The organism is Microcella sp. (assembly GCF_046293215.1).
In the GTDB taxonomy this organism is placed as follows: Bacteria; Actinomycetota; Actinomycetes; order Actinomycetales; family Microbacteriaceae; genus Microcella.
Genome location: NZ_JBKBPI010000004.1, coordinates 24,122 through 37,424 on the forward strand (window position 1 = coordinate 24,122; position 13,303 = coordinate 37,424).

Consider the following 13,303-nt stretch of genomic DNA (forward strand, 5'->3'; position numbering starts at 1 on the left):
GGTCACCCTAATCGAGGAGGTCCGACACGCGATCCCGGATGCTCTGCTGCAGCTCGTCGACCGGCCGCGTGGCATCGAGCACGAGGAAGCGCTCGGGCTCCGCAGCGGCCAGCGCGAGATAGGCATCGCGAACGCGCATGTGAAAGTCGAGCTGCTCGGCCTCCAGCCGGTCGTACCGGGTGCGACTGGCGTCGAGGCGCGCGCGTCCGACGGAGGGGTCGAGGTCGAGCAGCACCGTGAGGTCGGGGAGCAAGCCCTCCGTGGCCCAGAGTGAGAGCTCACGCACCTCCTCCATCGACAGCACTCGCCCGGCGCCCTGATACGCGACCGACGAGTCGAGGTAGCGGTCTTGGATGACGATGTCGCCGCGCTCGAGTGCGGGACGCACGACGGTGGCGACGTTCTGGGCGCGGTCGGCGGCATACAGCAGCGCTTCCGCCCGCGGCGCAACGAAGCCGCGACGGTGCATGACAATCTCGCGCACTTCATGACCGAGGTCGGTGCCGCCGGGTTCGCGGGCGTGCACCACGGTGCGCCCACGCTGCGTGAGCCACTCGGTCACGAGCGCCGACTGGGTGGTCTTTCCCGAGCCGTCGCCGCCCTCAAACGTCAGGAAGACGCCTCGGCCCGTCATCCGTCTGCCGGCGGGGTCTTCTTGGCGGCAGGCTTCTTGGCCGCAGGCTTTTTCGCCGCCGGCTTCTTTGCGGCAGGCTTCTTCGCCGTCGCCCCGCGTCGCGCTGCCGGCTTCTTGGCCGGACCCTTGGCCCGCTTGTCGGCGATCAACTGCACGGCGCGCTCGAAGTCGATCTCCATCGGGTCTTCGCCGCGCGGAACGGTCGCGTTCGTTTCCCCGTCCGTGACGTAGGGGCCGAACCGACCGTCCTTGAGCTTGATGGGCTTACCGCTGACCGGATCGGCGTCGAACTCTTTGAGCGCGCTGGAGGCCTTGCGCGCCCCGTACTTCGGCTGAGCGAACTTCTCGAGCGCTCCGGCCAGGTCGATCTCGAAGATCTGCGCCTCGCTGTCGAGCGACCGCGTGTCGGTGCCCTTCTTCAGGTACGGGCCGTACCGCCCGTTTTGCGCCGTGATGGCGTCACCGCTCTCGGGATCCTCGCCGACCGTGCGGGGCAGGTCGAGCAGTCGGATGGCCGTGTCGAGGTCGATCGTGTCGGGCGACATGTCTTTGAACAGGGATGCCGTGCGCGGCTTCTCGGCGGCGGCTTTCTTTCCGCGGGCGGGCGACTTCGCGGGTGCCTCCTCGACGACCTCGCCGGTGGCGGTGTCGACCTGCGGTTCAGGGGCGGGATCCACCTCGGTGACGTACGGTCCGAAGCGGCCGTCCTTGGCGACCACCATCTTGCCCGTGGCGGGGTTGATGCCGAGCTCGCGGTCACCGACAACGGGAGCGTCGACGAGCTCTTGCGCCCGAGCCGGGGTCAGCTCGTCGGGCGCCATGTCCTGCGGGATGTTGACACGGCGCGGGGTCTCTGCGCCCTCGTCGACCTCGAGGAAGGGGCCGTACTTGCCCACGCGCAACGTGATCGTCTCAGTGATCGGAATCGAGTTGATGGCGCGGGCGTCGATGTCGCCGATGTTGTCGACGACGGGGCGCAGGCCCGGCTGCCGGTCGTCACCGAAGTAGAAGGCCTTCAGCCAGTCGGTGCGGTCGGCCTCGCCGCGGGCGATGCGGTCGAGGTCTGCCTCCATTTCGGCCGTGAAGTCGTACTCGACGAGGTCGCCGAAGTGCTGCTCCAGCAGCTTGACGACGCTGAATGCGACCCACCCGGGAACGAGCGCCGAACCGCGCGGGGCGACGTAGCCGCGGTCGATGATGGTCGAGATGATCGATGCGTAGGTCGAGGGGCGGCCAATGCCACGCTCTTCGAGAGCCTTGACGAGGCTCGCCTCGGTGTAGCGCGGCGGCGGGCTGGTCTCGTGACCCTTCGGCTCGGTGTCGATGACGCCGAGCGCCTGACCCTCCGTGAGGGGCGGCAGCGTCGCCTCCTTCGCCTCCGCGGGGTCGGCGTTGCGCTCTTCGTCGCGGCCTTCCTCGTAGGCGGCGAGGAATCCGCGGAAGGTGATGACCGTGCCACTCGCTGCGAACTCCGCAACCTGGCCCGAGACCCGCGAGTCGCTGCTCGTGAGTGGGCCGGTCGCCATCTGGATCGAGGCCGTCTGACCGCGTGCATCCGCCATCTGGCTGGCGACGGTGCGCTTCCAGATGAGGTCGTAGAGCTTCCAATCGTTGCCGCGCAGGGTGCCCTCGAGCTGGCTCGGCGTGCGGAATACGTCGCCCGCCGGACGGATCGCCTCGTGCGCCTCCTGCGCGTTCTTGCTCTTACCGCTGTAGGTGCGCGGCGCGTCGGGCACCGAGTCGGCGCCGTACAGGTCGCGCGCCTGACGGCGGGCCGCGTCGACGGCTTGCTGCGACAGCGTCACCGAGTCGGTACGCATGTACGTGATGTACCCGTTCTCGTACAGCGACTGCGCGATCGACATGGTCTGTCGCGCCGTGAAGCGGAGCTTGCGGCCGGCTTCCTGCTGGAGCGTCGAGGTGGTGAACGGAGCGGCCGGACGGCGCGTGTACGGCTTCGACTCGACGCTCGTGACCGTGAGGGCGAGATCGGATGCGCGCAGCGCCTCCGCGAGGCTCGTCACCGTGGCCTCGTCGAGCGCCACCGCGTCTTTCGCCTTCAGCTGTCCGCGGTCGTCGAAGTCTCGACCGGAGGCGACCTTGTTGCCGCCCAAGCGCGAGAGTCGAGCGGGGAAGGGCGCTCGCTCGCTCAAGGGGGTGAGGGTCGTGTCGAGGTCCCAATAGCTCGCCGACACGAACGCAATGCGTTCGCGTTCGCGGTCAACGATGAGTCGGGTTGCTGCCGATTGCACGCGCCCGGCGCTCAAGCCGGGGCCGATGCGACGCCACAACACGGGGCTGACCTCGTAGCCGTACAGGCGGTCGAGGATGCGGCGGGTTTCTTGCGCGTCGACGAGTGCGGTGTCGAGGTCGCGCGTGGCCTCGACGGCTTTCTGAATCGCCTCTTGGGTGATCTCGTGGAACACCATGCGCTTGACCGGAACCTTCGGCTTCAGCACCTCGAGCAGGTGCCACGCAATGGCCTCTCCTTCGCGGTCTTCATCGGTGGCGAGCCACAGTTCGTCTGCCGACTTGAGTGCCTTCTTGAGGTCGGCGACCGTGCGCTTCTTCGAGTCGGAGACGACGTAGTGCGGCTCAAACCCGTTGTCGATGTCGATGGCGAACTTGCCGAGGGGGCCCTTCTTCAGCTCGGCGGGAAGGTTCTTCGGCTCCATGAGGTCGCGCACGTGCCCGACCGAGGCCTGCACCTCGTAGTCGTCGCCGAGGTAGCGACCGATCGTCTTCGCCTTGGCGGGCGACTCGACGATGACGAGCTTCTTCGAACCGGGCACGGTGCTCCTTTATATGTGCTGCTGGGGCGGGCGACGGGGCTGCGGCAGGCGGCCGGGGTAGGCCGCAGTCGAGGCGGCAACACCCGTTCCCGGTGACTGGCGACGGGGTGCGCCAGTCACCGTCACCATACACACCCGGCCGACAAAGGCCATCAGCGCCGGTCTGCGGCCCCGGCGCGCGCCGACCGGTCGACCGCGACTGCGAGGATGCTGCGGCGCACCGTGACAACGACGCTCACCTCGTCGACGGCACACGACGCCAGCTGGGCGCCGTGCGCACTCGCCACGCGCTCGGCCGCGGAACACGGATCACCGGGCAGCCACCCGAGGAGCGTGTCTGCGGCAGCCAGTGCCGCGCCGTCTGCGGTGTGAGCCAGCCGGGAGGCGTCGGCGAGCGCCGCGCCGATTCCCAGCAAGATCGTCGCGAGGAGGACCGTCGCTGCGATGACCCCGACCATGAGCGGCGTGGCAGCGCCGTTGTCGTGAGGCGTCACCAGCCGCTGTCGAGCGCGCACGAACGTGCCTCCACCGCCAGCGGGAGTCCGAGCACGCGATGCGTGTGCTCGACACGCGTGCACAGCAAGCCGTCGACGCGCGTGATGTGGAGCCTCGCACCGGCGAGCACCCGGGCCACGTGGCGGTGAGCGTCAGACTCGACGGCACCGCGGGCAAGCAAGCGCGCCGCCGTGGTCGCGACCTCGTGGGATCGTGCCTGGGCGGTCGCGGCGGTCAGCCCGCCGAGACACAGGGCCAGCACGATGAGTACCGCCGGGATGGCCGCGACAAGCTCGGCGCTGACCGCACCGCGCTCGTGCACGGCGGCCCCGCGACGAGCGCTCACCCGCCGAAGGTCAAGGCCGAGCGCACCATGTCGGTCAAGATGCCGCGTACCTCGTCGCTCTGCATGATGACAACGAGCAAGCCAGCGAACGCGACCGCGGCCATCGTGGCGATGGCGTATTCGGCGGTCGCGGCTCCGCGGTCGTCGGTCATGTGGCGGCGCAGGCGCGCGAGACGGCGGTGAGGGCGGGCAAGGGTCGACATGGCGTCTCCGATTTCGGTCGGGTGGGCGGCACGAACGCGACCAGTGTCGGTGGCCCGCCGCGACAGCGGGGCGAGAGCACGAGCATCCGGTTGACGGGAGATCAGCCGGCAAGTGTGGAGGAGACGATGCCGAGCAGGATCGGAACAACCCCGATGAGCAGGAAGGCCGGCAGCACGCACGCTCCGAGCGGCAGCATCAGCCGCACACCGAGCCGCTCTGCCGTGCGACGAGCGGCCCCGCGCGCGCCGACGCGCGCCTGGTGAGCCTCCGTCCTCGCCAACTCGCCGAGCGGCGCACCGGATCGGCGCGACAGCGAGACGAGGTCGCCCAGCTCGATCACCTCGCCCGGTGGGGGCGAGCAGCCAACAGCAGCGAGCTGGTCGATCACGAGGCGCAGCGCCGCCTCCGGCCCCCGACCGCCCGCCGCAGCGATGGCGAGCAGATCGAAGGCGAGTCCCGCGGTGGGCGCGGGAGGCTCGGCGGCCGCGAGCAGGCGGCGCGTCCAGCGACGGCCGATGTGCACCAGGCCGAGCCCCGCTGCGACGCTCACGAGACCGACGGGGTGCGTGGCGGTTGCCACGACGTCGACGCCAATCATGAGGGCGAGCAGGACGCCGGCGGCGGGCAACCACAGGACGAGTCGGGCCGTCGCGCGGGGCGCGGCGAGCGCCACCGCGATCTCGCGGCGCGCGTCGGCGCGATCCCGCAGCGCATCGGCGATGGAGCGCAGCACCGGTGACAGCGGGGCGCCCGCGGTGGCGGCGATGCGCCAGGCCGCGGTGAGGGCCCGCCACTCGACCGGCGGGTCACCGGAGGCGGCCGCCATCGCCTCCGCTGGATCGCGCACGAGGGCCGCGTGCTCGGCCACCGCGGCGACCAGGGGGTGGGCTCCCGCGTCGCCTCCCGCGACGTGGCGCCACGCCGACGCCGGTGTCAGTCCAGCGCTGAGCAGAACAGCGAGTCGGTGAATGAGCCGCGGCAGTTCCTCGTCGGCCGCGCGGCCCGCGGGTCGCGGAGGCGTCACCGTCACGACGCCACGCTGACGGCCGACTCGGGTGGCGCGGCGGGGGCGACCGCCTCGGGGAGGAGCGGTCGGATGCGCAGCCGCTCACGGGCATCCAGATCGGGTCGTCCGAACGCGATCGCGCGCGCCCCGTCGGGCGTGCGCGACAGATGCGCGACCAGATCAACTCCGCTCACCGCCTGACGGGCCAGGGCGGCCGGCGTTAGGCCGGCGAGCATGCCGACCGCTTCGAGCCGCGCCGCCACGTCAGCGAGCCCGTTGGCGTGCAGCGTGCCCGCGCCGCCGCGGTGGCCGGTGTTCAGGGCGGCCAAGAATTCGCGCACCTCGGCGCCTCGGCACTCGCCCACGACGAGACGATCGGGTCTCATGCGCAACGCCTCCCGCACGAGACGGTCGAGACCGACCCCTCCGACACCCTCGATGTTCGGCTGCCGCGTCTCCAACGACACGACATGCGGGTGACGAATGCGGGCCTCGGCAACGTCTTCGAGCACCACGATGCGGTCACGCGGGTCGGCGGCCGACAACCAGGCCGACAGCAGCGTCGTCTTGCCGCTGCCCGTCGCGCCCGTGATGAGCAAGGTGGCGCGCGAGGCCAAGGCGCGCGCCAGGGCGGCATTCGCCTCGGACGGCAAACCCAGCGCCGCGATGGTGGTGGGCATCGCACGCGGAAGCCGGATGGACAGCACGGCACCGCCCGTGCTGATCGGCGGCAGCACACCGTGAACGCGAAGCCCGTCCCCGAGCCGCACGTCGCAGCACGGAGCGGCCTCGTCGATGTGGCGACCGCCCAGAGCGATGAGATGCACGACGAGCTCACGGGCCTGCGCGGCAGACAGGCTGAGGCCGGCGACTAGCTCTGCTCCCCCGCCGGCATCGACGTAGACACGCCCCTCCGCGGTCACAAAGAGGTCGGTCAGTCGGCCGTCCGCGGCGAGCGGAGCGAGCGGCCCCAGGGCGTCACGCACCTCGGAGGCCACCGGCCGATGCCCACCCGAGCCGGCGATGGCCACGGGCAGGAACGGGCCTGAAGGCGAGGAGGAGGACACCCGGCGAGTGTGTGCGAGAGCGCGGCACGCATCGCGCAGCGCGTGCCGTGCCGGGGACGACGAAGCGGCGGCCCCTCCGTGGGGAGGAGCCGCCGCCTTACGTCAGGGGCGGCGCCCACTTGGGGGGATTTGGACGCCGCCACAGCGACACGAGATTGGGGGGATTTTTCGCGCCGCGAGGTCAGTTTTGCTGCTGACAGTCATCAGTGTACGCGAGGACGGGGTCCGGTCAAGAGATTTTTGACCCCCATTTCGTCCCCAGAAGTGCGGACACCCGAATGGGGGACACACGGTGCGTGTGACGCACCACGACGCACCATCGTCGCGCGCACGGCGTGAAAGCCCTACGATGGCGTCTGTTCACTCGCACCGTCGCGGCAGACCAGGCCAGTCCGCACATCGACGAAAGTAGATGTATGTCCTCGACATCGATCGACAGCCTCCTGCACGAAAACCGCCGCTTCGCCCCCGAGCCCGCATTCACCGCCCAGGCGAATGCCACGGCCGAGCTCTACGAGGAAGCGAAGGCCGACCGCCTGCGCTTCTGGGCCCGCCAGGCCAGCGAACTGCTGAGCTGGCACACGCCATTCACCCAGACCCTCGACTGGTCGAACCCGCCGTTCGCGCGGTGGTTCCACGACGGCCGCATCAACGTCGCCTACAACTGCCTCGACCGCCACGTCGAGGCGGGCAACGGTGACCGCGTCGCCCTCTACTTTGAGGGCGAACCCGGCGACTCGCGCGCCATCACGTACGCCGAGCTCACCGCCGAGGTCAAGAAGGCGGCGAACGTGCTCGCGAGCCTCGGCGTCGGCCAGGGCGACCGCGTGGCGCTCTACATGCCCATGATTCCCGAGGCGGTCATCGCCATGCTGGCGGTCGCGCGCCTCGGCGCAATCCACTCCGTCGTCTTCGGTGGCTTCGCGGCCGAGAGTCTGCGCGCGCGCATCGACGATGCCGAGGCGAAACTCGTCATCACGGCCGACGGCGGCTACCGCAAGGGCAAGGTCTTCAACCTCAAGAACGCGGTGGATGCAGCGCTCGCCTCGGGCGCGGAATCGGTTCAGAACGTCCTCGTCGTCCGACGCGGCGACAACGAGATCGCCTGGAGCGAGGGCCGCGACCTGTGGTGGCACGACCTGATGGCGGAGGCCGACCCCGAGCACGAGGCGGAAGGCTTCGAGGCCGAGAACCCGCTGTTCATTCTGTACACGAGCGGCACGACGGGTAAGCCGAAGGGAATCTTGCACACCTCAGGCGGGTACCTCACCCAGGCGGCGTTCACCCACAAGAACGTGTTCGACCTGAAGCCTGAGAGCGACATCTACTGGTGCACCGCCGACGTCGGCTGGATCACCGGGCACAGCTACGTCGTCTACGGCCCATTGGCGAACGGTGCGACGCAGGTCATTTACGAAGGCACGCCAGACACCCCGCACCCGGGTCGCTGGTGGGAGATCATCGAGAAGTACGGCGTGACGCTGTTCTACACGGCGCCGACCGCGATCCGCTCGTTCATGAAGATCGGCCGCGAGGTGCCCAACCAGTACAACCTGGCCACCCTGCGCGTGCTCGGCAGCGTCGGCGAACCCATCAACCCCGAGGCCTGGGTCTGGTACCGCCAGGTCATCGGCGGCGGCCGCACCCCCATCGTCGACACCTGGTGGCAGACCGAAACCGGCGCAATGATGATCAGTGCGCTGCCCGGCGTCACCACCGCCAAGCCCGGCTCGGCGCAGGTGCCGCTTCCCGGCATCAGCGTGGACGTGCTCGACGACCAGGGCAACCACGTCGGCAAGGAGGCGGGCGGCCTGCTCGTCATCACCGAGCCCTGGCCGAGCATGTTGCGCGGCATCTGGGGCGACGAGCAGCGCTTCGTCGACACCTACTGGTCGGCGTTCGATGGCATGTACTTCGCCGGCGATGGTGCTCACCTCGACGAGGACGGCGACGTGTGGCTCCTCGGACGCGTCGACGACGTCATGAACGTCTCGGGACACCGCCTGTCGACCATGGAAATCGAGTCAGCGCTCGTTGCTCACGAGCTGGTCGCCGAAGCCGCTGTCGTCGGCGCCAACGACGAAACCACCGGCCAGGCGGTCGTCGCCTTCGTCATCCTGCGCCAGCGGATGGTTGGCACGGTGAGCGACGAGGAAGCGGAGGCGCAGCTGCGGGCACACGTCGCCGAGCAGATCGGGGCCATCGCGCGCCCGCGCAAGGTGTTCGTCGTCGCCGAGCTGCCGAAGACCCGCTCAGGCAAGATCATGCGCCGCCTGCTGCGCGACATCGCCGAGGGTCGCGAGGTCGGTGACACCACGACACTGACCGACACGAACGTGGTCGCGTCGATCAGCGCGTCGTTCCGGTAACGAGGCGCTCCAGCAGACGACACGGGGCCGGGCATCCGAATCATGGATGCCCGGCCCCGATGTCGTCGACGGCCCGCCTAGGGCTAGGCGAACTCGACGATCAACTCGACCTCGACGGGGGCGTCGAGCGGCAGAACCGCGACGCCCACGGCGCTGCGGGAGTGCACGCCGATGTCACCGAAGATGTCGCCGAGAAGCGTGCTCGCGCCGTTCAGAACGGCGGGCTGGCCCGAGAAACTCGGGTCGGAGGCGACGAACCCCGTGACCTTCACAATGCGGGTGACGCGGTCGAGCGAGCCGATCACGCTCTTCACCGCCGCCAGCGCGTTCAACACCGCGGTACCGGCGAGCTCGGCGGCGCGCTCAGCGCTGACCTCGGCACCCACCTTGCCCGTGGCGGGCAGGCTGCCGTCCACGAACGGGAGCTGGCCGGCGGTGAACACCAGCTGACCCGACACGGTCGCCGGAACGTAGGCGGCGACCGGGGCGGCCACCTCGGGGATGGTGATTCCGAGCTCGGCGAGGCGCGCATCCAGGGTGCTCATCAGGCGCCCTCACTCGCGACCGGGCGCTTGAAGTAGGCGACGAGGCCCCCCTCGGGTCCCGTGACGATCTGCACGAGTTCCCAGCCCTCAGAACCCCACGTGTTCAAGATCGCCGTCGTGTTGTGGATCATCAGCGGGGTGGTGATGTACTCCCAGCGGGTCATCAGCGGCCTTTCGAATTATCAAAGATGGGTCACGTTCAGAGACGCCATAGCGCCTCTGCCCTACCCTTGAGTCTATGTCTGCCCAGAATTCTTCGCCCGCCGGCGCACTGGGGGCGTTCGCCGGCATGATCGGCCTGAGCGCCATCATCGGCTTGCTCACCACGATCATGGTGACCCCCGCGATCGCGGTCACCGGCATGGCGGCCAACAACACGATCGGCATCTTCGACAGCCTTCCCGAGTACATCCGCATTGACCCGCTCTCGCAGCGCAACGAGCTGTACGCCCAGGTCAGCCACGACCCCGAAGACGGCTACGTGAAGATCGCCGAGGTGTTCAGCGAGAACCGCGAGGAGGTCGGCTACGACCAAATCGCCGAAACGGTCATCCACGCGACGCTCGCGGCCGAAGACCGCCGCTTCTACTCGCACGGCGGCATCGACCTGCAGGGCATTGTGCGGGCGGCGACGAACAACTTTGTCGCTGGCGACATCACTGGTGGTGGGTCAACGCTGACCCAGCAGCTGGTGAAGAACATCTTCATCAACCAGGCGATTCAGCAGTTCCCCCCGGGCGAAGAGCGCAACGAGGCCGTGCGCGCGGCGCAGGAGACGACGCTGGAGCGAAAGCTCAACGAGGCGAAGCTCGCGATCAGCCTCGAAAAGCAGTACACCAAAGACGAGATCATGCTCGCCTACCTGAACATCGCGGGCTTCGGCGGCAACACCTACGGTATCGAGGCGGCCGCTCAGCAGTACTTCGGCATCACGGCCGCTGAACTTGACGTCGCACAGGCCGCGAGCTTGCTCGCGATCGTGCAGCAGCCGAGCGCGCGCTCGCTGCTGCGCGAAGAGAACTACGCGGCGAACGAGCGTCGGCGCAACGTCATCATCAACTCGATGTACGACGAAGGATTCATCACGGCGAGCGAGCGCGACGAAGCGATCAACACCCCGGTCGACGCCGACTTCGTCAACCTGTCGACGCCGCGCTCGGGCTGCATCGCGGCCGACGAGTACGCCAAGTTCATGTGCGACTACGTCGTCAACCTCGTACCGGAACTCGAGGCACTCGGGTCCACCGAGGAAGAGCGCGAGACGGCGTGGCGTCAGGGCGGTTTCGAGGTGTACACGACGCTCGACATGTCCCTGCAGAAGGTCGCGCAAGACACCGTCTGGAATGTCGTTCCGGCAGACGCACGCTCGGAAAACGCCGATGGTCAGCTCATTTACGACGTGGGCGGTTCATCCGTCTCCGTCGAGTCGAACACCGGGCGCATCCTGACGATGGCGCAGAACAAGCGCTTCGACAACAGCCTCGAAGGCGGCGGTGTCACGACGACGGCCGTCAACTACAACACCGACCGGCCATACGGCGGCTCGAGTGGGTTCCAGACGGGCTCGACCTACAAGATTTTCGCTTTGGTCGAGTGGCTCGAGGAGGGTCGCGGCCTGCAGGAGTTCATCGACGGATCGCCCAGTCGCTTCGAGCAGTCCACCTTCACGGACTCGTGCAATGGCCCGCACAGTGGGGCCGTATGGGAGCCGCGGAACTTCGCTGGCGCAGGCGGCGGCGTCATGAGCGTCTTGCAGGCGACGGTGAACTCGGTGAACACGTCGTTTGCCGCGATCGCTCAGCAGCTCGATCAGTGCGCGATCGCCGACACGGCGGAGCGCCTCGGTGTTCGCCGCGCCGATGGCGGTGAGCTGCAGACCAACCCCTCTGCGGTGCTCGGGACGAACGAAATCTCGCCCCTCCGCATGGCCGCCGCATTCGGCGCCATTCAGAACGGTGGCCGGTACTGCGAGCCCATCGCGGTCGACCGCCTCGTCGACCGTAATGGCACAGAATTGACCGGCCAGGTCTCGGAGTGTCGTCAGGCCATCGATGAGGACGTGGCCGCCGCCACGACGTTCGCGATGCGTGAGGTCGTCACCCGCGGCACCGGCCAGGCGTCGAACCCGGGAGGCGACATCCCCGTCGTCGGAAAGACCGGCACCAGCGACAACGCTCGCCACACCTGGATGGTCGGGGGATCGACCCGAATTGGCACGGCCGCGTGGGTCGGCAACGCCTTCGGTGAGTTGGACATCAACAACCTGCCCGGCGGCGGCGGAATGCGTCACGAAATCTTCCGTCCCATCATGGCCGCGGCCAACGCGACGTACGGCGGTGACGCTCTGCCCGAGGTGCCCGACCGGCTGCTGCGCGGCCAGGGCGTGAACCTGCCCGACGTGACCGGTCAGGATCCGGAGGTCGCTCGAGGCATCATCGAGGGCCTCGGCTTCCGCTTCTTTGTCGAAGAGGCCCGCGTCGACTCCGCGTTGGCGGAGGGCCTGATCGCCACACAGAATCCGGCGCCCGGAACGTTCTTGAGCCTCGGCACCCCGGTTCGGGTGCAGCTGAGTGCGGGCAATCAGGCCGTCATGCCCGACGTCGTGAGCCCCGGCTACACGCTGGAAGAGGCACGAGCCGTGCTCGAAGAGGCCGGCTTCACCAATATCAGCGTGCGCTGCGAGACGATTCGCCGCCAGCCTGGCCCCAGCCCCGAGCCGCCCGGAGACGGCGACGAGGGCGAGGACGAGGTCATTGAGGATCCGGTCGATCCCGGTCCGTCACCCGGCGACAACATTGTGATCGACCAGAACCGTGCGGCCGGCGAGACGTTCACGCGTAACACACTCGTGCGGATCACCGTGCAGCGAGACAGTTGCCGATGAGCACGCCGGCCAAGGCGGCGGCCGCCGTAACCTTCGGGGTTGCGGCGGCCGCCGCCGTCTACGCCATCGCGATCGAACGGCGCGCCTACCGGGTGCGTACCGAAGTCGTGCCCGTGCTGGCGCCGGGTGCCGAGCCGATCCGCGTGCTGCACCTCAGCGACCTCCACCTCGCTCCGTGGCAGCGCGACCGCATCGATTGGGTTCGGTCATTGATCTCTCTGAAGCCCGACATCATCGTCTCGACCGGCGACCTGCTCGGACATCGCGAGGCGCTCCCGGCCCTCACCGAAGCGCTCATGCCGTTCGACGGGGTTCCCGGCGTCTACGTGCACGGGTCGAACGATTACTTCGCCCCCACGTTCAAGAACCCGTTGCGCTACTTGATCGGCCCGTCGTCGGGCGACCCCGACGTCGAACCACTCGACATCGACGCGCTCGAGCGTCTGCTCGGCGACCGCCTGGGCTGGCACGGGCTGAACAACGACGTCGGCCAGCGCATCATCAACGATTCGACGCTCGACTTTGTGGGGGTCAATGACGCCCACCGCGGCTGGGACCGCCTCGACGTCGTGCCCGCCCTGCTCGACGACCTGCGCGAGCAGGACCACGACGACAGCGATGACCCGGCCATCACGATCGGGGTGACCCACGCCCCCTATCGTCGCGTACTTGACTCGTTCACGACGCAGGGCGCCGACCTGATATTCGCCGGTCACACACACGGCGGCCAGGTGTGTCTGCCCGGCGGCCGCGCGCTCGTGACCAACTGCGACCTGCCCGCCGAGCAGGCCAGGGGCCTCAGCCTCTGGTATCACGCGCACCGCGCCGCCTACCTGAACGTCTCAGCGGGGCTCGGTCACTCGATCTACGCGCCCGTGCGCTTTGCCTGCCCACCCGAGGCGGTGCTCGTGACACTCGTGGGCGACGACATCGGGTACGCTTGACGGGTTGCGGCCACGGC

General features: G+C 68.8%; 12 protein-coding genes. 3 read left to right on the top strand and 9 right to left on the bottom strand.

Going from position 1 to position 13,303, the window contains the following annotated elements; genetic code table 11:
- Positions 1 to 7: 7 nt before the first annotated feature.
- The 7 genes from tmk to ACK4SC_RS04915 form a co-directional block, all read right to left on the bottom strand.
- Entirely contained in the window at positions 8 to 634 is a 627-nt protein-coding gene (gene tmk, locus ACK4SC_RS04885; protein ID WP_409615443.1) for a dTMP kinase, read from the bottom strand.
- Positions 631 to 3,426: a type I DNA topoisomerase gene (topA, locus tag ACK4SC_RS04890; protein WP_409615446.1), complete on the bottom strand. Its 2,796-nt coding sequence runs from the start codon at positions 3,424 to 3,426 to the stop codon at positions 631 to 633. Before topA ends, tmk begins: the two co-directional genes overlap by 4 nt.
- A 152-nt stretch (positions 3,427 to 3,578) precedes the next feature.
- Complete coding sequence (locus ACK4SC_RS04895) at positions 3,579 to 3,920, bottom strand: Rv3654c family TadE-like protein (protein ID WP_409615448.1); 342 nt, start codon at positions 3,918 to 3,920, stop codon at positions 3,579 to 3,581.
- Positions 3,917 to 4,267: a TadE family type IV pilus minor pilin gene (locus ACK4SC_RS04900; protein WP_409615451.1), complete on the bottom strand. Its 351-nt coding sequence runs from the start codon at positions 4,265 to 4,267 to the stop codon at positions 3,917 to 3,919. The genes ACK4SC_RS04895 and ACK4SC_RS04900 overlap by 4 nt, the downstream gene beginning before the upstream one ends.
- The gene (locus ACK4SC_RS04905) at positions 4,264 to 4,470 is read right to left on the bottom strand and encodes a DUF4244 domain-containing protein (RefSeq protein WP_409615454.1); all 207 of its coding nucleotides are present in this window, start codon (positions 4,468 to 4,470) and stop codon (positions 4,264 to 4,266) included. Before ACK4SC_RS04905 ends, ACK4SC_RS04900 begins: the two co-directional genes overlap by 4 nt.
- A gap of 101 nt (positions 4,471 to 4,571) precedes the next feature.
- Complete coding sequence (locus ACK4SC_RS04910) at positions 4,572 to 5,501, bottom strand: type II secretion system F family protein (protein WP_409615457.1); 930 nt, start codon at positions 5,499 to 5,501, stop codon at positions 4,572 to 4,574.
- Positions 5,498 to 6,544, bottom strand: coding sequence for a CpaF family protein (locus ACK4SC_RS04915; protein ID WP_409615459.1), 1,047 nt, complete (start codon positions 6,542 to 6,544; stop codon positions 5,498 to 5,500). Before ACK4SC_RS04915 ends, ACK4SC_RS04910 begins: the two co-directional genes overlap by 4 nt.
- Before the next feature lie 416 nt (positions 6,545 to 6,960).
- Between ACK4SC_RS04915 and acs the strand changes: the two genes are divergently transcribed.
- A complete protein-coding gene (gene acs / locus ACK4SC_RS04920) occupies positions 6,961 to 8,913 on the top strand; it encodes an acetate--CoA ligase (RefSeq protein WP_409615462.1) in 1,953 nt (650 codons plus the stop codon).
- An 83-nt stretch (positions 8,914 to 8,996) separates the two neighbouring features.
- Here the strand turns inward: acs and ACK4SC_RS04925 are convergent, their stop codons facing one another.
- Both ACK4SC_RS04925 and ACK4SC_RS04930 read right to left on the bottom strand, forming a co-directional pair.
- Positions 8,997 to 9,458 carry a RidA family protein gene (locus ACK4SC_RS04925; RefSeq protein ID WP_409615465.1) on the bottom strand — a complete coding sequence of 154 codons (462 nt, stop codon included), beginning with the start codon at positions 9,456 to 9,458 and terminating at the stop codon, positions 8,997 to 8,999.
- Positions 9,458 to 9,622: a hypothetical protein gene (locus ACK4SC_RS04930; RefSeq protein WP_409615467.1), complete on the bottom strand. Its 165-nt coding sequence runs from the start codon at positions 9,620 to 9,622 to the stop codon at positions 9,458 to 9,460. The genes ACK4SC_RS04925 and ACK4SC_RS04930 overlap by 1 nt, the downstream gene beginning before the upstream one ends.
- A gap of 74 nt (positions 9,623 to 9,696) precedes the next feature.
- On the opposite strand from ACK4SC_RS04930, the gene ACK4SC_RS04935 reads away from it, so the two are divergent.
- Both ACK4SC_RS04935 and ACK4SC_RS04940 read left to right on the top strand, forming a co-directional pair.
- Positions 9,697 to 12,342: a transglycosylase domain-containing protein gene (locus ACK4SC_RS04935; protein ID WP_409615469.1), complete on the top strand. Its 2,646-nt coding sequence runs from the start codon at positions 9,697 to 9,699 to the stop codon at positions 12,340 to 12,342.
- Positions 12,339 to 13,286, top strand: a complete 948-nt coding sequence (locus tag ACK4SC_RS04940) for a metallophosphoesterase (RefSeq protein WP_409615473.1) — start codon at positions 12,339 to 12,341, stop codon at positions 13,284 to 13,286. Before ACK4SC_RS04935 ends, ACK4SC_RS04940 begins: the two co-directional genes overlap by 4 nt.
- The last annotated feature ends 17 nt before the right edge of the window (positions 13,287 to 13,303 follow it).